The organism is Glutamicibacter sp. NPDC088483 (assembly GCF_044753145.1).
Taxonomy (GTDB): domain Bacteria; phylum Actinomycetota; class Actinomycetes; order Actinomycetales; family Micrococcaceae; genus Glutamicibacter.
The window spans coordinates 12391-30598 of the sequence record NZ_JBIVMP010000006.1; the positions used below are offsets into that span (position 1 = coordinate 12391).

General features: G+C 64.3%; 18 protein-coding genes and 1 pseudogene. 10 read left to right on the forward strand and 9 right to left on the reverse strand.

The window, feature by feature from the left end; genetic code table 11:
* Positions 1–55: 55 nt before the first annotated feature.
* From ACIP6G_RS13205 to ACIP6G_RS13220, 4 genes are all read right to left on the reverse strand, one after another.
* Positions 56–1195, reverse strand: a complete 1140-nt coding sequence (locus tag ACIP6G_RS13205; protein WP_400290599.1) for a bifunctional 2-methylcitrate synthase/citrate synthase — start codon at positions 1193–1195, stop codon at positions 56–58.
* A gap of 97 nt (positions 1196–1292) precedes the next feature.
* Positions 1293–2222, reverse strand: a complete 930-nt coding sequence (prpB, locus tag ACIP6G_RS13210) for a methylisocitrate lyase (protein ID WP_400290601.1) — start codon at positions 2220–2222, stop codon at positions 1293–1295.
* A gap of 1 nt (position 2223) precedes the next feature.
* Positions 2224–3741 carry an MmgE/PrpD family protein gene (locus tag ACIP6G_RS13215; RefSeq protein ID WP_400290602.1) on the reverse strand — a complete coding sequence of 506 codons (1518 nt, stop codon included), beginning with the start codon at positions 3739–3741 and terminating at the stop codon, positions 2224–2226.
* The gene (locus tag ACIP6G_RS13220; protein WP_400290604.1) at positions 3738–4391 is read right to left on the reverse strand and encodes a GntR family transcriptional regulator; all 654 of its coding nucleotides are present in this window, start codon (positions 4389–4391) and stop codon (positions 3738–3740) included. The genes ACIP6G_RS13215 and ACIP6G_RS13220 overlap by 4 nt, the downstream gene beginning before the upstream one ends.
* A gap of 145 nt (positions 4392–4536) precedes the next feature.
* On the opposite strand from ACIP6G_RS13220, the pseudogene ACIP6G_RS13225 reads away from it, so the two are divergent.
* A pseudogene (locus ACIP6G_RS13225) lies at positions 4537–6495 on the forward strand (AMP-binding protein); the annotation flags it as partial.
* A 13-nt stretch (positions 6496–6508) separates the two neighbouring features.
* Here ACIP6G_RS13225 and ACIP6G_RS13230 read toward each other — a convergent pair.
* A complete protein-coding gene (locus tag ACIP6G_RS13230; RefSeq protein ID WP_105659039.1) occupies positions 6509–7258 on the reverse strand; it encodes a response regulator in 750 nt (249 codons plus the stop codon).
* 14 nt (positions 7259–7272) lie between these two features.
* The gene (locus tag ACIP6G_RS13235; RefSeq protein WP_166650818.1) at positions 7273–8979 is read right to left on the reverse strand and encodes a sensor histidine kinase; all 1707 of its coding nucleotides are present in this window, start codon (positions 8977–8979) and stop codon (positions 7273–7275) included.
* A gap of 167 nt (positions 8980–9146) precedes the next feature.
* On the opposite strand from ACIP6G_RS13235, the gene ACIP6G_RS13240 reads away from it, so the two are divergent.
* From ACIP6G_RS13240 to ACIP6G_RS13250, 3 genes are all read left to right on the forward strand, one after another.
* Positions 9147–10445 carry a cation:dicarboxylate symporter family transporter gene (locus ACIP6G_RS13240; protein WP_105659041.1) on the forward strand — a complete coding sequence of 433 codons (1299 nt, stop codon included), beginning with the start codon at positions 9147–9149 and terminating at the stop codon, positions 10443–10445.
* Between the two features lie 115 nt (positions 10446–10560).
* Positions 10561–11172 carry a GDSL-type esterase/lipase family protein gene (locus ACIP6G_RS13245; RefSeq protein ID WP_400290606.1) on the forward strand — a complete coding sequence of 204 codons (612 nt, stop codon included), beginning with the start codon at positions 10561–10563 and terminating at the stop codon, positions 11170–11172.
* A gap of 9 nt (positions 11173–11181) precedes the next feature.
* Positions 11182–11625: a cytidine deaminase gene (locus ACIP6G_RS13250; protein WP_332595002.1), complete on the forward strand. Its 444-nt coding sequence runs from the start codon at positions 11182–11184 to the stop codon at positions 11623–11625.
* Positions 11626–11641: 16 nt separating this feature from the next.
* On the opposite strand, the gene ACIP6G_RS13255 is transcribed toward ACIP6G_RS13250, so the two are convergent.
* The 3 genes from ACIP6G_RS13255 to ACIP6G_RS13265 form a co-directional block, all read right to left on the reverse strand.
* Positions 11642–11992, reverse strand: a complete 351-nt coding sequence (locus tag ACIP6G_RS13255; RefSeq protein ID WP_400290608.1) for a VOC family protein — start codon at positions 11990–11992, stop codon at positions 11642–11644.
* 69 nt (positions 11993–12061) lie between these two features.
* The gene (locus ACIP6G_RS13260; RefSeq protein ID WP_400290988.1) at positions 12062–12232 is read right to left on the reverse strand and encodes a maleylpyruvate isomerase N-terminal domain-containing protein; all 171 of its coding nucleotides are present in this window, start codon (positions 12230–12232) and stop codon (positions 12062–12064) included.
* Between the two features lie 44 nt (positions 12233–12276).
* Positions 12277–12648 (reverse strand): hypothetical protein, encoded by a 372-nt coding sequence (locus ACIP6G_RS13265; RefSeq protein ID WP_400290610.1) that lies wholly within the window; start codon positions 12646–12648, stop codon positions 12277–12279.
* 186 nt (positions 12649–12834) lie between these two features.
* Here ACIP6G_RS13265 and ACIP6G_RS13270 point away from each other — a divergent pair, with 186 nt between their 5' ends.
* The 6 genes from ACIP6G_RS13270 to cmk all read left to right on the forward strand — a co-directional run bounded on the left by ACIP6G_RS13270 (position 12835) and on the right by cmk (position 18208).
* The gene (locus tag ACIP6G_RS13270) at positions 12835–13731 is read left to right on the forward strand and encodes a ParA family protein (protein ID WP_013348536.1); all 897 of its coding nucleotides are present in this window, start codon (positions 12835–12837) and stop codon (positions 13729–13731) included.
* Positions 13731–14633: a ScpA family protein gene (locus ACIP6G_RS13275; protein WP_332487318.1), complete on the forward strand. Its 903-nt coding sequence runs from the start codon at positions 13731–13733 to the stop codon at positions 14631–14633. Before ACIP6G_RS13270 ends, ACIP6G_RS13275 begins: the two co-directional genes overlap by 1 nt.
* Complete coding sequence (gene scpB / locus ACIP6G_RS13280; RefSeq protein ID WP_105659047.1) at positions 14626–15216, forward strand: SMC-Scp complex subunit ScpB; 591 nt, start codon at positions 14626–14628, stop codon at positions 15214–15216. The genes ACIP6G_RS13275 and scpB overlap by 8 nt, the downstream gene beginning before the upstream one ends.
* Before the next feature lie 101 nt (positions 15217–15317).
* Positions 15318–16427, forward strand: coding sequence for a pseudouridine synthase (locus tag ACIP6G_RS13285; RefSeq protein WP_332502657.1), 1110 nt, complete (start codon positions 15318–15320; stop codon positions 16425–16427).
* Between the two features lie 3 nt (positions 16428–16430).
* On the forward strand, positions 16431–17531 hold the full coding sequence (locus ACIP6G_RS13290) for a prephenate dehydrogenase (RefSeq protein ID WP_332487314.1): 1101 nt from the start codon (positions 16431–16433) through the stop codon (positions 17529–17531).
* Positions 17513–18208, forward strand: a complete 696-nt coding sequence (cmk, locus tag ACIP6G_RS13295) for a (d)CMP kinase (protein ID WP_400290613.1) — start codon at positions 17513–17515, stop codon at positions 18206–18208. Before ACIP6G_RS13290 ends, cmk begins: the two co-directional genes overlap by 19 nt.

The following is an 18208-nucleotide window of genomic DNA, read 5'->3' on the forward strand; positions in this document are numbered from 1 at the left end:
ACGGGCTGGCACGGCTGTGCCATACCCGCGGCCAATACCGGGAGTCGAAGTGTGTCTACAGCGAGCGCTGCTCCACGCCGTTATAAGCCGAAAGCGGGCGGATCAACGCATTGGCTGCGCGCTGCTCGAAGATGTGGCTGGTCCAGCCGGTGATGCGTGCCGCGATGAAGATCGGGGTGAACATCTCGGTGTCGAAGCCCATCAGATGATAGGTAGGGCCGGCCGGGTAGTCGAGGTTCGGCTTGATGGACTTGGCCTCGTCCATGGCTGCCTCCAGGCCGTCGTACAAGCCCAGCATCTCATGGCGGCCGTAGTGCTCGATCATGCGATCCAGCGCGGCCTTCATGGTTGGCACGCGGGAGTCGCCGTGCTTGTAGACGCGGTGGCCGAAGCCCATGACCTTCTTCTTGGCGGCCAGCGCGTCTTGCATCCACGACTTGGCGCGCTTGGCGGCATCCTCGCGGGATTCCTCCTTGTCGATGCCGATCTCGTTGAAGGTATGCATGACAGCCTCGTTGGCGCCGCCGTGCAATGGGCCCTTCAGCGCGCCGATCGCCCCGGTGACGGCCGAGTGCAGGTCCGAAAGCGTCGAGGTAATCACGCGGGCGGTGAAGGTCGAAGCGTTGAAGGAGTGCTCCGCGTAGAGCACCATTGACACGCGGAAGGCGTCGACGACCTCGGGGGCTGCTTCTTCGCCGAAGGTCATCCACAAGAAGTTAGAGGAGTAATCCAGATCTTCGCGTGGAGCTACCACGTCCTGGCCGCGACGGCGGCGCTGGTCATAGGCAACAACTGCCGGGAAGGCCGCGAACAGTTCCTTGGCCTTGAGCAGCTCCGCCTCGGGGGAGGAGTTCTCGGCCTCCGGGTGGTTGGCGCCAATTACCGAGACCGCGGTGCGGCCCACGTCCATCGGGTGGCAGTCAGCTGGCAGCAGGTCGATGGCTGCCTTCACGCGTGGGTCCAGCGCGCGGTTGGCCCGCTCGAAAGCGCTGAACTCGGTCAGTTCGCTTTGCGTTGGCAGCTCGCCGGTCCAGAGCAGTAAGGCGACCTCTTCGAACGACTTGTTCGCGGCCAGATCCTGGACCGGGTAGCCGCGGTAGAGCAGCGAGTTGGTGTCTGGATTGACCTTGGAGACGGCGGTGTAGTCAACGACGACGCCTGCTAGGCCCTTCTTGATTTCCTCGGTGGCAGTCATTCTTGCTCCTCTTCATTGCCGGAGAATAATAATGCTTTGGGTAGCGCCGGCCGGCGGGTGCCGGCCGGCGCAGGGGGGGTGTTAGGTGCTTGCGAGCCTAGAGGTTCGCGCTGTTGGAATCAATGTCCAGGGTTGGGACCTGGAAGTTGAAGATCCCGGTATCGAAGCGGTTGTAGGCCTCGTAGTCCACGAGCTCGTACAAACGTGACCTGGTCAACATGTTATCCACTTCACGTGCCTGGGTGCCATCCTCGCTGATGGCATCCAGTACGCGTTCAGCCGCGCCCATGGCGCTGCGCAGCAAGGTGACAGGGTAGATGATCAGCGCGACGCCTGCATCGGCCAGTTCCTGGCGGTTGAACAGCTCGGACTTGCCGAACTCGGTCATGTTCGCCAGTACCGGCACGTCGACCGCATTGCATACTGCCTCGAATTCGGCGACGTTCTTCATCGCCTCCGGGAAGATCGCGTCGGCACCAGCATCGACCATCGCCTTGGCGCGGTCGATCGCCGCATCCAGGCCATCGACCGCACGGATATCGGTGCGGGCCATGATCAGGAAGTTCTCATCGATGCGTGCATCAGCGGCAGCGGCGATGCGCTTGAGCATGGTGTCGGTATCCACCACATTCTTGCCATCCAGGTGCCCGCAGCGCTTCGGGTTGAACTGGTCCTCGATGTGGCAGCCGGCAAGGCCGGCGTATTCGAGTTCCTGGATGGTGCGGGCCACGTTCATCGGCTCGCCGAATCCGGTGTCGGCATCCACGATCGCCGGCAGGTCCGACATGCGCGCGATCTGCCCGGCGCGGGTTGCTACCTCGGTCAGCGAAGTCAGGCCGATATCCGGCAGGCCCAGATCGTTGGCCAGGACCGCGCCGGAGATGTAGATTCCGTCGAACTGCTTCTCGCTGATCAGCTTGGCTGAGAGCGGGTTGAAGGCTCCGGGGAACTGGCGCGCAGCTCCCGGGGTGAGCATCTCGCGCAGCGCAAGGCGCTTTTCTGCGGGGGTTTTGGTTGAGTACAACATGTTAGAACAGGCCCTTCGGTGCGGCCGCGGCGTCGATGACACCCGCTGCGGCGGTGATGTTCAGCTGATCCAATTCGCCGGCGGCCAGGTTTTCCAGGTTCTGGGCGGCCGCGATGAAGCGGTCGATCTCAGCGTCGTCCACCAGGCCGGTGGCCAGGGTGCGGAACTTGTTGATGTACTGCTCGCGGGCGAAGGGACGTGCGCCCAGTGGGTGCGCGTCGGCTACGGCAATTTCATCGGTGATCACGGTGCCATCGTTCAAGGTGATTTCCACCGAGCCGCCGAAAGCCTTCTCCGCGATATCCAGCGAGTGGTAGCGTCGGGTCCATTCGGCATCTTCTTCGGTGGTGACCTTGCTCCACAGATCCACGGTGTCGGCGCGGCCGGCACGCTCTGGTGAGTACGAATCCACGTGGTGCCATGCGCCATCCTGCAGGGCCACGGTGAAGATGTAAGGGATCGAGTGATCCAGGGTCTCGCGCGATGCGGTCGGATCGTACTTCTGCGGGTCGTTCGCTCCGGAGCCGATAACGTAGTGTGTGTGGTGGCTGGTCTTGATCAGCACCGACTTGACGTTCTCCGGGTCGGTGGCCTCCGGGTGCTCGCCATGCAGCTTGCGGGCCAAATCGATCCAGGCCTGCGCCTGGTACTCGGCCGAGTGCTCCTTGGTGTAGGTGTCCAGGATGGCGCGCTTGGCTTCGCCAGCCTCCGGCAGCGGCACCTCGTAAGCGGCATCCTTGCCGTCAAGCATCCAGGCGATAACGCCGTCTTCGCCTTCGTAGATTGGCACTGGGGAGGTCTGGCCGCGCATCGCGCGGTCGGCAGCCTCGACGGCCATCTTGCCGGCGAAGGCCGGGGCGTGGGCCTTCCAGGTGGAGATTTCACCCTTGCGCGACTGTCGGGTGGCGGTGGTGGTGTGCAGGCCCTGGCCAACGGCCTGGAAGATGGTCTCGACATCCAGCCCCAGCAGGGTGCCGATGCCGGCAGCGGCCGATGGGCCCAGGTGCGCTACGTGGTCGATCTTGTGCTTGTGCAGGCAGATGGCCTTGACCAGATCCACCTGGATCTCGTAGCCGGTGGCGATGCCGCGGATCAGGTCCTTGCCGGAAGCTCCGGTGTGCTGGGCAACCGCCAGGATCGGCGGGATGTTATCGCCCGGGTGGGAGTACTCGGCAGCCAGGAAGGTGTCGTGGTAGTCCAATTCGCGCACGGCCACGCCGTTAGCCCATGCGGCCCATTCCGGGGAGACCTTCTCGGAAATGCCGAAGACGCTGGCGCCGGCACCGCCGGTGGATGGGGCGTGGGCCAGTGCCTGGGCACGGGCGGCGACGATCGGGCCGCGGTTCAGCGAAGCGATCGCGACCGAAGCATTATCGATGATGCGGTTGATGATCATGTCGGTCACTTCTGCGGTGACCTCTACCGGATCGGCAGCAACCGTGGCGATCTTATGTGCCAGCTGGTCTTCGCGAGCCAGGTTTTCCTCTGAGCGGTATACGCGTACTGGGTGGTTGATCATGGTAACTGCCTTTCTGATCCGGCCGCGTGGGCCATGATGTGGGTGAAGGATTGGTGCAGGTGAACTGTGGTGGCCGCGGCTGCGACCTCGGGGTTTCCGCTGGCGATCGCTCTCGCGATGGCCGCGTGCTCGGAGGCGGAAGCCTTAAGCCTTTCGGGATTGTCCTTGGCCATGCGCCGCACCCGTTGCAGGTTCACCCGCAAGGTGCGCAGTGCGTTGGACAAGTACTTGTTGCCAGCTGCTTCGTCGATGGACTCGTCCAGCAGCTGCACCAGCTGGTAGTAGGACTCCCGGGAGCCGGGAAGTTCCACCTCCGTGACGGCTGCTTCGAAGCGGCCGGCCAGCTGATTGAAGGCCGATCGCTGCGCGGACTTGGCAGCTTCGCGTGCGCTGGCGCATTCCAATGCCAGGCGCAATACGAACAGGTCTTCTACGTGGTCTTCACTGACTTCGGAGACGACAGCACCGCGTCCGCGATGCTGTACCGCCAAGCCGTCGGCGACCAATCGGCCCAAGGCCTCGCGCACCGGAGTGCGGGAAACGCCCAGGCGTTCTGACTGTTCCACTTCGGCAAGAACGGTACCTGGAGCCAGCCGCCATTCGACGATGTCGGCACGGAGGCTCTCGTAAACCTTGTCGCTTGCTCTCATGGCTCCAGTGTATACATGAAACCCGAAAATATGTGAGCTGTGCCAAATTCTTTTGGGATTTTTTCGAAATATGTATACAAAGAAGTTGCGATGATGTGATCGTACTCATACAGTTAATGCCAAGAGGACGACCTCAACCACCACACAGGTGCCGGGTAATGACGCCCGGGGCCAGGAGGAGAGAACCATGGCGCAGGAATACCGTCAGGCCTTTGACCAAGCCACCAATGACCCAGCCGCATTCTGGCTGCAAGCTGCCCAGGATATCCATTGGGACAAAGCGCCGCAGATTGCGCTGGATGATTCGCGCAAGCCGCTGTATGGCTGGTTTCCGGATGGCACGCTGAATCTTTCGGTCAATGCGCTGGACCGCCACGTTCAAGCCGGCCGCGGAGATAACACCGCCCTGATCTACGATTCGGCAATGCTGGGCACTGTCACCGAGTACTCCTACTCCGAGCTGCTGCGCGAAGTGGAAATCTTCGCCGGGGTGCTGGCCGAACGCGGCGTGAAGACCGGCGACCGCGTGCTGGTCTACCTGCCGATGATCCCGCAGGCGGCCATCGCGATGCTTGCTTGCGCGCGCCTGGGTGCCATCCACTCGGTGGTCTTCGGCGGCTTCGCGCCCAAGGAACTGGCTGCCCGCATTACCGACTGCGCCCCGGTCGCGATCATTACCGCCTCTGGCGGCATCGAGCCAAGCCGCCGCATCGAATACCTGCCGGCCGTGGCCGAGGCGCTGGGCCTGGCCGAGCCTGCGGTCAGGGACGTGATCGTCGCCCATCGGGATGGTTTCGGGCACTCCTTGGACGAATACCAGGGCAAGCAGGTCAACGGCCAGGAGATCAATTGGCTGGACTGGGATGAGCAGGCGAAGACCGCTTCGCCGGCCGGGCCAGTATCCGTGCCATCCACCCACCCGCTCTACGTGCTCTACACCTCGGGAACCACCGGTGCCCCGAAGGGCGTGGTGCGTGATACCGGCGGCTACGCCACTGCCTTGCAGTACTCCATGAACGCGGTCTACGACGTGCATCCGGGAGATACCATGTTCACCGCCTCCGACGTGGGCTGGGTGGTCGGACACTCCTACATCGTCTATGCGCCGCTGATCGCCGGGGCCACCACGGTCCTCTATGAGGGCAAGCCCATTGGCACTCCGGATGCCGGCGCGTTCGGCCGGATCATCGAGGACCACAAGGTCACAACGATGTTCACCGCGCCGACTGCGCTGCGCGCGGTGCGCAAGGCCGACCCGGAAGGCGCGATGATCGCCAGCCACGATCTGTCATCGCTGCGTGCGCTGTTCGTCGCCGGCGAGCGGCTGGATCCGGATACCTACCACTTCGCCTCGAAGCTGCTGGGCATCCCCGTGGTGGATAACTGGTGGCAGACCGAAACCGGCTGGCCGATCGCGTCCAACCCGCTGGGCCTGGAAGAGCTGCCTGCCAAGGCCGGTTCGCCGACCACCCCGGTACCCGGGTTCGACGTGCAGATCCGCGATGCGCTGGGCGAGCAGCTCGGCGCGAACCAGGAAGGCAACATCGTTGTCCGGCTACCCTTGCCGCCCGGCGCCTTGACCACCCTGTGGGGCAACGACCAGCGCTTCATCGACACCTACCTCTCGCAGATCCAGGGGTGCTACCTCACCGGCGATTCCGGCTTCCTGGACGACGACGGCTACCTGTTCGTCATGGGGCGAACCGATGACGTGATCAACGTGTCCGGGCACCGCCTGTCCACCGGTGCCATGGAGCAGGTGCTGGCAAGCCATCCCGCCGTGGCCGAATGCGCGGTGATCGGCCTGGCCGACGCGCTCAAGGGCCAACGGGCCAGCGGCTATGTGGTGCTCAAGTCCGGTGTGCAGATCCAGGAGGAAACGCTGAAGAAGGAAATCGTCGCGCTGGTGCGCCAGCACATCGGCGCGGTGGCCGACTTCCGCGAAGTCACCGTCGTGGCGGCGCTGCCCAAAACCCGTTCGGGCAAAATCCTGCGCAAGACCATGCGGCAGATTGCCGATGGCAAGGACTACTCGGTCCCGTCGACCATCGAGGACACCGCGGTGCTCGACGAGCTGGTGCCGCTGCTGCGTCCCGAAGCCTAGGGGAAACCAGAACCTAGCTGCGCGAGGCTGCCCGGTATTCGTATTCCGGGCGGCCTCGTGTGCCATGCCGGGGCTGCTTGACCACGGCCTTGACCTCGGCGAGATGCTCCAGATAGCGCCGGGCGGTGACCCGGGAGATGCCCAGCTCTTCTCCGAGCTCGGTCGCTGACAGGCAGGTATCGGGCTTGCTGCGCAGATGGTCGGTGATCTGCGCCAGCGTTTCCGGAATCAGCCCCTTGGGCAGGGACGCGGAAGCACTGGTGGTGCGCAGGGCCGAGAACGCATTATCCAGCGCGGCCTGGCTGGTATCCGGACCGGTGGAGCTGATCTCGGAAATGAACCGCCGGTGGTTCTCCAATTTCTCGCTGAACGCCGCGAAGGTGAAGGGCTTGATCAGGTACTGGGTGATTCCGGTGGCTACCGCCGAACGCACCACAGCCAGGTCCCGCACCGCGGTAATGGCGATGATGTCGGTGGTCAGCCCGCGGCCGCGCATGCGCTTGGCGACGTCGATGCCGTGCAGGTCGGGCAGGGTCATATCCAGCAGGACCAGGTCAAAGGGGTCGTGGGCATCGCGGGCCGCGGCCAGGAGCCCGAGCGCCTGCTGGCCGTTGGCGGCAATGGCGCCGGTGGCGAATCCCGGAACGCGGTTGACGTACTTGGCGTGGGAGGCGGCAGTTTGCGGCTCGTCGTCGACCACGAGCACCTTGAAACTGTGCGAGGCGGTGCCCGGCGGGGGCGTGGCTGCAGGGGATTCGTGCACGGTACCCTCCTGGGCTAGTCGCTGATTCTCAAAGGCAAGGTGACGGTGAAGATTGCGCCGGCATCGTTATCAACACCCATTGTGCCACCTAGCCGCAGCACCGCCTGCTGCACCAGTGCCAGCCCCAGGCCGCGCGGCTGGCCGCCGGCCTTGGTGCTGGCCCCGAAGCGCAGCAGCTGATCGAGGAACTCGGGTTCGATGCCCGGGCCGGAATCGGCCACCGCGATGATCAGCTCGTCATCGGCCGCGGCCACTTCCACCCACACCGTCGCGTCCTGGGTGCCCGCCGAAGCATCCAGCGCGTTATCCAGCAGGTTGCCGACGATGGTGACGATGTCGGTGGCGGCAAAGGCATTGCCCGGAATCATGCCCTGCGCGTTGATATCGAGCTTCACGCCGCGCTCATGGGCTTGGGCGGCCTTGGCCACCAGCAGGCTGGAAAGATAGACGTCGTCGATGGAATGCACGATCGCATCGGTGAGCTTCTGCGAATGCTGGCGGTCATCGACCGCGAAGGCCAGCGCCTTGTCGCTCTGGCCATTTTCGATCAGCGTGGCAATGGTGTGCAGGCGGTTGGCATGCTCATGGGTTTGCGCTCGCAGGGCGGTGGAGAAGGTCTTCAGCGATTGCACTTCGCCGGCCAGTTCCTGCACTTCGGTCAAATCGCGCAGCGTCATGACCTGGCCGGTCACCGGCTGGGAACCGAACCAGCGGGCCGGCAGCCCGCCGCGGCGGGGCAATCGCGCGTTGGTCAGGCGGGCCGGGCCCTGGGAAATGGACAGCACGGTATGGGTGCCCAAATGGATTTCGTCCTTGCAGCTGCGTCCGGTCGCCATCAGGGTGCGCAGGGTTTCGGGGATCTGCACCTGGTCGAGGTCCAATCCGCCGGAAGGCACTTCCTCGGGGAAGCCGAGCAATCTTGAAGCTTCCTGGTTGTAGAGCACGATGCGGTGCCGCCGGTCCAGCAGGACCAGGCCCTCGCGAACCGAGTGCAGGGCCGAGAAGTAGAAGGCGTAGAGCCGGCGCAGCCCGTGCGGGCCGAAGCCGAGCGTGGCCTGGTTGACGTAGCGGGAGAAGGACCATGAGCTGAAACCCGCCAGCAGCAGGGCCAGCGCCGAAACGGTCATGATCTGCGGAAGTTCGCTGCGGTAGATCGACTCCAGGCTCTCCAGCGTGATGCCCGAAGAGACCATCCCCACCAGCTCGCCGTCATGGTAGACCGGGGCGATGGTGCGCACCGATAGGCCCAAGGTGCCCGCGGCCACCTCGTTGTGGGTCTGGCCGGCCAGTGCCTGGTTGATGCTGCCCGAATATCCCTTGCCCAGCTGCTCGGGGTCGGGGTGGGTGACGCGCAGGGCATCGGGGGTCATGATCGTAATGAAATCCACGCCTTGCCCGCGGTCCAGGATCTTGTCGGTGTAGGGCTGCAGCTGCTCGGTGGGGTGATCGCCGGCCAGGGCCTGGGACACGAAAGGATCGTTGGCCAGGGTGATGGAAATCGTGGCCACCGTGGCCTGCTTGTCATCCTGGATCACCTGCGCCTGGTGCTGGTAGGTGGCGACCGCCAGGCCGACGACGACGAAGATGACCACCAGCATCTGGGCGGCGAAGATGACTACCGCCAGGGACCAGCCGTCGCGGCTGAGCGGTGCGGGGGAGGCGGCCTCGCGGGTGGGGCGGGCCAGCGACAGGTCGGTGAAATGATCGGTCACTGCGCTCATCTCCTTGTGCTGCCTGGTCCTTGTACTGTTCACCGCGTGACCAATATGAACGCAATGGAGATGCGGATCACTTCGAACCGCACCATGGATACAGAACGATTCTACGTAATGCCGGCTGTGCAAGGGTGCACGGTTCGGTTCCATGCGCTCACAAGGGTAGGACTACCATGGCTGTCACAGACCAGATGCCGCCGGCAGGCAATTCGCCGCAGGCCGGAACGAAGAAGAAAGACAAGACCCACTGGCTGTACATCATGGTGATTGCCGCCGTGGTGCTCGGCGCAGCGGTCGGCCTGTTGGCCCCGGAGGTGGGCAAGGCCCTCAAGCCCCTGGGCACCGGATTCGTCGCACTGATCAAGATGCTGATCGGTCCAGTCATCTTCTGCACCATCGTCCTGGGCGTTGGTTCCATTGCCAAGGCGGCAACCGTCGGCAAGGTCGGCGGCCTGGCGCTGCTGTACTTCATCACCATGTCCACCTTTGCGCTGGCCATCGGCCTGGTCGTCGGCAACATCATCCACCCGGGTTCGGGGCTGAAGCTCGAGCCGTACGAGTCGGGATCCGGCGGCGGGGAGAACTCCACCGTGGCCTTCCTGCTGGAAATGATTCCGGGCGACATCCCCGTGCTGCCGACCCTGGTGCTGGCCCTGCTGGTCGGCTTCGCGCTGCAGTCCATGGGCAAGTCCGGCGAGCCTGTGCTCAACGCAGTCAAGCACATCCAGGCGGTGGTCTTCCGCCTGATGATGATGATCATGTGGGCTGCCCCGATCGGTGCCTTCGGTGCCATTGCCGCAGTGGTCGGTGCTACCGGCTGGGCCGCCATCGGCTCGATGGCGATCCTCATGGGTGCCTTCTACGTCACCTGCGCGCTCTTCATCGTCGTCGTCCTCGGTTCCCTGTTGCGCCTGGTCACCGGCCTGAACATCTTCTTGCTGCTGAAGTACCTGGCTCGCGAATACCTGCTGATCTTCTCCACCTCATCCTCCGAGTCGGCACTGCCGCGCCTGATCGCCAAGATGGAGCACGCAGGGGTGTCCAAGCCCGTCGTGGGCATCACCGTGCCTACCGGCTACTCCTTCAACCTCGATGGCACCGCCATCTACCTGACCATGGCGGCACTCTTCGTCTCAACGGCCATGGGCATGCCCATGAGCCTGAGCGAGCAGATCGGCCTGCTGGTCTTCATGATCATCGCTTCCAAGGGCGCAGCCGGCGTGACCGGCGCCGGCCTGGCCACCCTGGCAGCCGGCCTGCAGTCGCACCGCCCGGAACTGCTGGACGGCATGGGCGTGATCGTGGGCATCGACAAGTTCATGTCCGAGGCCCGCGCGCTGACCAACTTCACCGGCAACGCCGTGGCAACCTTGCTGATCGGCAAGTGGACCAGGGAGATCGACATGGACCAGGCCAAGGCCGTACTGGCGGGCAGCCTTCCATTCGACGAGAGCAGCGTCGAAGGCCACTAGGACCTTGCTGGAAATCCGTTATCCGACACGTTCGGGTAACGGATTTTCTGCGTCTGGGCGCCTTTGGCAAGATAGGGCCTAGCCGGGCGCAGCAGCCAGCAGGCGGAAAGGCATCATGGGTTCAGCGGTACGAGTGTGCTTTGTCGGCGATTCCTTCGTCGCAGGAGTCGGCGATGAAACCCATCGCGGATGGGCGGGGCGGCTGGTCGCCCGGGGAATCGAACGGGGCCATGGGCTTACCGGCTACAACCTCGGTGTTCGCGGCGATACCAGCGCCATGATCCGGCAGCGATTCGAAGCTGAATGCGCCGCACGCTTTCCGCCAGGGGATTACGCGCCAGGCGTGGTGCTCTGCTTCGGGGTCAACGACGTGATCCGCTGGGACGCGAAGCCGCGGGTGGCCGCCGGAGAACGGATCCAGAACCTCGAGGCCATCCTGGATGCGGCAAAGGAACGCAATTGGCCGGTTCTCATGATCGGTCCGCCGCCGATCGCCGATGATGCATTGAACGCGGAACTGCGCGAGCTGGATGCGCAAATGCGGGCACGGTGCGCGTCGAGGAATGTGCCTTATCTAAGCGTGTTCGGGGATCTCGCGGGACATGAGCTGTGGCGCCGCCAAGTGGCCGCCGATGATGGAGCGCACCCGCGCGCAGCAGGATACGACCTGCTGGCGGAGATGGCCAGCCAGGCTTGGGACCCGTGGCTTGCGGAACTGGGCAGCTAGGCTGGAGCAATGAACGGGACACCGCACCGGCAGCAGTATCGTGCACTGGCAGACGCCGAGGAAGAACTGGTCGAACTCGCCCGGCGGACCATTGAGGCAGCAACCGACGCGCCCGATGGCGGCGACGGGGTGCACACCATGGGTGCCGCGGTGCTGGCTGCCGACGGCGCCATGCACGCGGGCGTGAATTTCTACCACTTCACCGGAGGCCCGTGTGCAGAGCTGGTGGCCTTCGGTGCGGCCCGTGCGGCCGGGGCAAGGGATCCGCAGGTGGTGGTGGCGGTGGGCAACCAGGGGCGCGGCATCAAAAGCCCGTGCGGGCGCTGCCGCCAGGTGATGGCTGATAGCTATCCGTGGCTGCGGGTCATCGTCGATACCCCGCACGGGGCGCGCAGCATCGGCATTCGCGAGCTGCTGCCGTTGTCTTTCGACTGGTTGGCCGAGCAAGCCTGAGAGCCTGATGCCCGGCTCAGCGCGAGAGGCCGGGCAAGGGCGAAGCGAGCACCACCCGGTTGCCGTCGGGATCCTGCAGCTGCACGATCCGTGCTCCGCCGCCAGGCTGCGGGCCGTGATGCCCGATGCCCGCATCCAGCAGGCGCGCGGCCTGCGCGTCGAGGTCGGCCACTTCCAGGACCAGCGTGCTGTATCCGGCACGGTCGGGCTCCGCGAAGACCTCGACTCCGAATCCCGGGGCCAGATGCCATTCGAGCAGCCCGTCCATGGGCCGTTGGTCCGGCGCCCGGTTGAAGAGCCGCGCGTACCAGTGCTCGGCCCGGGCCAAATTCGATACCGTGCAATTGCTGAGCATTCCCGTGAACATCTGCCTCGCCCCTTATGCCGCCGGATGCCGGCGCGTGTGGAACCATTCGACCACCGGAATGCGCCAGGATCAAGAACTTATCCGAATAGCCAGCGGATGATCGGGCTGGGCACCAGGGCGCTGCCCAGCCGGGGACTCCACGGCAGGATCACCCTCCAGTGCCTGGCCGGTGGCTAGGGCCAGATCGCAGAGGTGGTCAAGCAGTTCGCGTACCGTCCAAGCGGTGCATGGCGCGGGAATCCTGGTTCATGATGATTCCGGTTTTCGGCCCAGAAGCACGCAGGTCAGTGGCCGGCCGCGGTGTGCAGGCGCGGGCCGAACTGGACCTCATGATCCAGAGCCATCAGCTCGTTGATCGACGCGTGCAGCTGTTGCGCAGCGAGAATCGACTGGATGTACTCCCAATAAGCATGCAGCTCCTCGGCCCGTCTCCACCCCGGTGCCGGTTCATCCGGGCCCACCACAACCAACGCGGTTTCGCGGATTCCGGCCGGCGTCACCTGCGCCCATTCTTCGCTGCTGGACCATCCGCGGTCGTCGAGCACCACGATGAATTGCCCGTCGTCCAGTTGGGCCTGGAGGAGCACACGGACCCTTGCCTGCTTGCTGCCTGGCTCGGCTTCCGCCCAGCTGGCGAGCTTTTCAATGGTGCGCATCGCGCCCTTCCCGTAAATGCCAGAGTGCGTTCAGCTCGCATACAACATTAGAGCTAAGGTTCAAGGTAAAGGCTCGCCGTGGAAGAACCCAAAAAACCAAGATCTTTTGCTTCGACCGATAACCTTGAAAAGAGCTTACAGCTCGAAGAATCAGGTTTATCGAACGGGAAGTGTGGTTTACCCATCGTGAGCGAGGAACAGGGAAACAAGCACCGCGGAGCGGGGATGCTCAAGGAGCCTCGCCCAGTGGGTCCTACTGGCAAGCCATTGACAGATTTCCCCGTGCCAGCACCGTTGCCATCGCACGGCCCGGCACGCGTGATCGCCATGGTGAACCAGAAGGGCGGCGTCGGCAAGACCACCTCCACCATCAATCTCGCCGCCGCGCTCGCCGAGTACGGCCGCAAGGTGCTGCTGGTGGACTTCGACCCGCAGGGCGCGCTGTCTGCCGGCTTCGGAACCAACCCGCATGAAATGGACATCACCGTCTACAACGTGCTGATGGACCGCAAGGTGAAGATCACCGACGCCATCGTGAAGACCGACGTCGAGAACATCGATCTGCTGCCAGCCAACATCGATTTGTCCGCAGCCGAGGTGCAGCTGGTCAACGAGGTCGCCCGCGAGCAGGTGCTGGAACGTGCGCTGCGCAATGTCATCGACGACTACGATGTGGTGCTCATCGACTGCCAGCCATCGCTGGGCCTGCTGACCATCAACGCGCTCACCGCCGCCCATGGCGTGATCATCCCGCTGACCGCAGAGTTCTTTGCGCTGCGTGCGGTGGCATTGCTGATGGAAACCATCGACAAGGTCAAGGACCGGCTGAACCAGGTGCTGGAGTTGGACGGCGTGGTGGCCACCATGTACGACGCCCGCACCCTGCACAGCCGCGAGGTCATCACCCGGCTGGATGAGGCCTTCGGCGACAAGCTCTTCGAGACCGTCATCAAGCGCACCATCAAGTTCGCCGACGCGAACGTGGCCGCCGAACCGATTACTTCCTACGCCGCCAACCACCCGGGCGCTGAGGCCTACCGCAACCTCGCCCGCGAACTGATTTGGCGTGGTGGTGCCCCGTAATGAGCGCCACGCTCAGCGAAGAAGCCGCCACCGATTCCACCACGCCAGCAGGAGCTGAGCAGGAATCGGCTGGCGGTTTTCGCCTTGCCCTGCAGAATTTCAACGGGCCCTTCGATGTGCTGCTGCACCTGATTACCAAACGCGAGCTGGATATTACCGAGGTCGCGTTGGCAGAGGTCACCGACGAATTCATCGCCTACCTGCGCGAGCTGCAAGCCACCAGTGCCGCCGAGGGGAGCGACGGGATGAAGGTGCTCGATGAAACCACCGAATTCCTCGTGGTCGCCTCCACGCTGCTGGATTTGAAGGCGGCCCGCTTGCTGCCGCGCGGCGAAATGGCCGATGAGGAGGACTTCGAGCTGCTCGAAGCCCGCGACCTGCTTTTCGCGCGGCTGCTGCAGTACAAGGCCTTCAAGCAGGCCGCCGAGTTCTTGGGCGAACGCTACGGAATCGAGGGAGCGCGCCATCCCCGCGAAGTCTCGCTGGAACCGCAGTTCGCGGCCCTGCTGCCGGAACTGGTGTTCAGCATCGGGCCCGACGCCTTGGCCGCGATGGCGGCCAAGGCGCTGGCGCCGAAGCCGGAACCGGAAACAGAGGTCGGCATCGGGCACCTGCATGGGGCGAACGTCACCATTGCCGAGGAAGCCGATGCGATCACCGCCCTGCTCGAAGCCCGCGGCACGCTGGCATTCACCGAGCTGGTGGCAGACGCGGATGCGCAGCTGGTGGTGGTCGTGCGTTTTCTGGCATTGTTGGAGATGTTCAGGCAGAAAGCCATTAGCTTTGCGCAGGAAGATCCGCTCGGCCCGCTGCTGATCTCGCTGGTCCAGGAGTCCAGTTTCGATGCGCAGGCCGTGCAAGACGACTACGAGGGGAGTGCTGGTGAGGTGGATCATGAGTGAGATTGCACCCATTGACCAGCTGCCAGGAGGCCTGGAATCGGGCCTTGAAGCGGTGCTGATGGTCGCCGATATCCCCGTATCTTCGGCGCGTTTGGCCGAAATCTTCGAAGTCCCCACCGCCAGGGTTGCCGCCGCTTTGGAGACCCTTGCTACCGAGTATGATAGTAAGGATCGCCCGCGCGGATTTGAACTGCGTCGCGTCGCCTCCGGGTGGCGCTTCTATTCGCGGGCCGATTACGCCGATTTCGTCTCCAGTTATGTGCTCGACGGGCAGACAGCACGCCTGTCACAGGCCGCCCTAGAAACCCTGGCTGTCATCGCTTACCGACAGCCGGTCTCGCGTGGACGTATTTCGGCGATTCGAGGTGTCAACGTCGATTCAGTGGTGCGCACGCTGCTCACCCGCGGATTGATCACGGAGTATCCGGAAGTTGGGGATGGCGGAGCGACGCTGTACCAAACCACCGAATACTTCCTGGAACGACTGGGACTGGGCTCGCTTGATGAGTTGCCTGCGCTGTCCCCGTATCTTCCCGGGGTGGCCGACCTCGAATCGCTCGATTCGGCAACCTACGACGACTAGGTAGCTGCCAGCCGGCAGCTACAACGGACCAACCACGCGTGAAGCCCCAAGACTGGCGGGCTCGCGCAGCGAACACGTAACAGCAAGGGACACAGGCAAGCATGAGCAGGGGACCATCCTCAGGCCGCAACGATCGCGGCAACAATTCAAACTTCGGCGGCAAGCCAGCAGGCGGCCGCGGCAAGTCCGGCGGCAAGGCCTACGGCAAGCCAGGCGGTGCAGGCCGCACCGGTGGCAAGTCCTTCGGCGAGAAGCCATTCGGCGAGAAGCCGTATGGCAAGTCCGCCTCGGGCAAGCCAGGGGAAAAGTCGAATTCAGCCAAGCGCAACACCGCAGCACCGCGCAAGAACTCCGAGCGTGCTTTCGGCAAGGAACGCTTCGGCAACTCCGTGCCGACCAACTATGCGCGCCCGACCCAGCGCGCCCGCGCCCAGGCTCGTGCCGAAAGCCAGGCAGCTCGCGAGATCAACGGCGAGCAGCAGGACGGCATCCGCCTGCAGAAGGCCATGGCCAACGCCGGGGTGGCCTCGCGCCGCGTCTGCGAGGAGATGATCCTCGAAGGCCGCGTCGAGGTCAACGGCAACCTGGTCGTCGAGCTGGGTTCGCGCGTGGATCCAGCCAAGGACCGCATCCACGTCGATGGCATGCGCATCCAGATGAACCAGGCAAACCGCTACTTCGTCTTCAACAAGCCGAAGCACGTGATGTGCACCATGGATGACCCGGAGGGTCGCCGCACCATCGCCGACTACTTCAAGAACGAGCACCACTCGCTGCGCTTGTTCCACGTTGGCCGACTGGACTACAAGACCGAAGGCGTCTTGATCCTGACCAACGACGGCGAGCTGGCCAACCGCCTGCAGCACCCGAAGTACGAAGTCCCCAAGACCTACCTGGTGCAGATCCCCGGTCCGCTGCCGCGTGCGGTGAGCAACCAGCTGCGCGAGGGAATCAAGCTCGAAGATGGCTGGATCAAGGTCGATGACCTGAAGATCATCGCCACCACCCCGAAGCACGTGATGGTCGAGGTGACCCTGCACTCGGGCCGCAACCGCATCGTGCGCCGCATGTTCGACGCCGTAGGCCACCCGGTCCAGCGCCTGGTGCGCGTTGCCGTGGGTCCGGTGCTGCTGGGCGACCAGAAGCAGGGCACCATCCGCTCCCTGGGCAACCAGGAAGTCGGGCACCTCATGGCCATGGTGGGGATGTAGCCCATGGCGTCTTCTCACCTTGCAGGCCCGGTGCTGGTCATCGGCACCGGCTTGCTGGGCACCTCGGTGGGATTGGGCCTGCGCGCCAAGGGCGTGCACGTCTACCTGTCGGATATTTCGCCAACCGCTGCCGGAGTAGCCCAGGACATTGGCGCCGGGGTGCTGCTGGAGCACCAGCAGATCGCCCCGGAACTGGTCGTGATCGGTGCTCCACCGGATGTCACCTCCGCCCTGGTGGGCGACGCGCTGCTGGCCTATCCGAACGCGGCCGTGGTGGACATCGCCAGTGTCAAGGGCTCGATCCTGGCCGGCGTGCTGGCGGACGAGCGGCTGGGCGAGGCCGAGACGTCCCGCTATGTGGGGACGCACCCGATGGCGGGCCGGGAGAAGTCCGGACCGGCCGCGGCTCGTGGCGAATTGTTCACCTCCATGCCGTGGGTCATCTGCGCCCATGAAGGAGCGCAGGCTTCGCGGGTCAAGGCCGCCGAATCCCTGGCCATCGACCTGGGTGCGACCATGTACCGGATGAGCGTGGTCGAGCACGATGAGTCCGTCGCGCTGATCAGCCACTTCCCGCAAGCGGCCAGCTCGATGATCGCCTCGCGCCTGCTGAACGCCGAAAGCCACCAGCTGGCCTTGGCGGGCAACGGGCTGCGCGACACCACGCGCATCGCGGCCAGCGACGAGAAGCTCTGGATCCAGATCTTCTCGCACAATGCCGCCGCACTGGTGCCGATCCTGACCGGGATGAAGGAAGATCTGGACCGGCTGATCAGCACGCTGCAGAACCCGCAGGGCCCCGGCGCGCTGCTGGACCTCTCGCAGCTGATGACCGAAGGCAACGCCGGCAAGGCCCGGATTCCGGGCAAGCACGGCGCACCGCCGCAGGCGTTCGCGTTGGTCACCGTCGTGATCGATGACCGGCCGGGGCAAATCGCCCAGCTGCTGACCGAAATCGGCGACGCGCAGATCAACATCGAGGATTTGCGCATGGAGCACTCCGCAGGCCATCAGGTCGGCATGGTGGATGTTTCGGTCGTGCCCGGCCGGCGCGATGAATTGATAGATGTATTGACCAAGAACGGATGGAAGGTAGCCCAGTGAGCACCTTGAACAACGACAAGCTTGTTATTGCCATCGACGGCCCTAGCGGCTCCGGCAAGTCCTCGGTCTCCAAGGCCGTCGCCCGCAAGCTGGGCGCAGCCTACCTGGACACCGGTGCCATGTACCGTGCGATCACCTACTCGGTGCTCGCCGATGGCACCGATCTGTCCAACGCCGAGGCCATTGCCCAGGCCGTGCGCGATGCCAAGCTGTCCATCTCGGTCGATCCTGATGCTGAACTGGTTGAAATCGGCGGTGTGGACGTGACCGCGGCAATCCGCGAACCACGCATCTCCGAGCAGGTTTCCGCCGTTGCCACCAACCTGGACGCGCGTGCCGAACTGGTCCGCCGCCAGCAGGAAATCATTGCGGCCAACACCCGCATCGTGGCCGAAGGCCGCGACATCACCACCGTGGTCGCCCCGGATGCCGATGCGCGCATCCTGCTGACCGCATCGGAAGAAGCCCGCCTGCGCCGTCGCGGCCTGCAGCTGGGCGGAACGCAGAACGAGTCGCAGCTGGCTACCCAGGTGCTGGCGCGCGATGCGAAGGACTCCACCGTGGTGAACTTCACCCAGGCTGCCGACGGAGTCATGACCGTAGACTCCTCGGACCTGGATTTCGAGCAGACCATCGACGCAGTGCTTGACGCAGTCGGCACTGCAACGAAAAACTAG

Excerpts from the sequence above, each read along its gene's own strand:
- ACIP6G_RS13220 (WP_400290604.1), bottom strand. The coding sequence starts at position 4,391 with ATGAGAGCAAGCGACAAGGTTTACGAGAGCCTCCGTGCCGACATCGTC.
- ACIP6G_RS13265 (WP_400290610.1), bottom strand. The coding sequence starts at position 12,648 with ATGCGCACCATTGAAAAGCTCGCCAGCTGGGCGGAAGCCGAGCCAGGC.
- ACIP6G_RS13250 (WP_332595002.1), top strand. The coding sequence starts at position 11,182 with ATGAACGGGACACCGCACCGGCAGCAGTATCGTGCACTGGCAGACGCC.
- ACIP6G_RS13255 (WP_400290608.1), bottom strand. The coding sequence starts at position 11,992 with ATGTTCACGGGAATGCTCAGCAATTGCACGGTATCGAATTTGGCCCGG.
- ACIP6G_RS13205 (WP_400290599.1), bottom strand. The coding sequence starts at position 1,195 with ATGACTGCCACCGAGGAAATCAAGAAGGGCCTAGCAGGCGTCGTCGTT.
- ACIP6G_RS13240 (WP_105659041.1), top strand. The coding sequence starts at position 9,147 with ATGGCTGTCACAGACCAGATGCCGCCGGCAGGCAATTCGCCGCAGGCC.
- scpB (WP_105659047.1), top strand. The coding sequence starts at position 14,626 with ATGAGTGAGATTGCACCCATTGACCAGCTGCCAGGAGGCCTGGAATCG.
- prpB (WP_400290601.1), bottom strand. The coding sequence starts at position 2,222 with ATGTTGTACTCAACCAAAACCCCCGCAGAAAAGCGCCTTGCGCTGCGC.
- cmk (WP_400290613.1), top strand. The coding sequence starts at position 17,513 with ATGGAAGGTAGCCCAGTGAGCACCTTGAACAACGACAAGCTTGTTATT.
- ACIP6G_RS13275 (WP_332487318.1), top strand. The coding sequence starts at position 13,731 with ATGAGCGCCACGCTCAGCGAAGAAGCCGCCACCGATTCCACCACGCCA.
- ACIP6G_RS13290 (WP_332487314.1), top strand. The coding sequence starts at position 16,431 with ATGGCGTCTTCTCACCTTGCAGGCCCGGTGCTGGTCATCGGCACCGGC.
- ACIP6G_RS13215 (WP_400290602.1), bottom strand. The coding sequence starts at position 3,741 with ATGATCAACCACCCAGTACGCGTATACCGCTCAGAGGAAAACCTGGCT.
- ACIP6G_RS13245 (WP_400290606.1), top strand. The coding sequence starts at position 10,561 with ATGGGTTCAGCGGTACGAGTGTGCTTTGTCGGCGATTCCTTCGTCGCA.
- ACIP6G_RS13285 (WP_332502657.1), top strand. The coding sequence starts at position 15,318 with ATGAGCAGGGGACCATCCTCAGGCCGCAACGATCGCGGCAACAATTCA.
- ACIP6G_RS13235 (WP_166650818.1), bottom strand. The coding sequence starts at position 8,979 with ATGAGCGCAGTGACCGATCATTTCACCGACCTGTCGCTGGCCCGCCCC.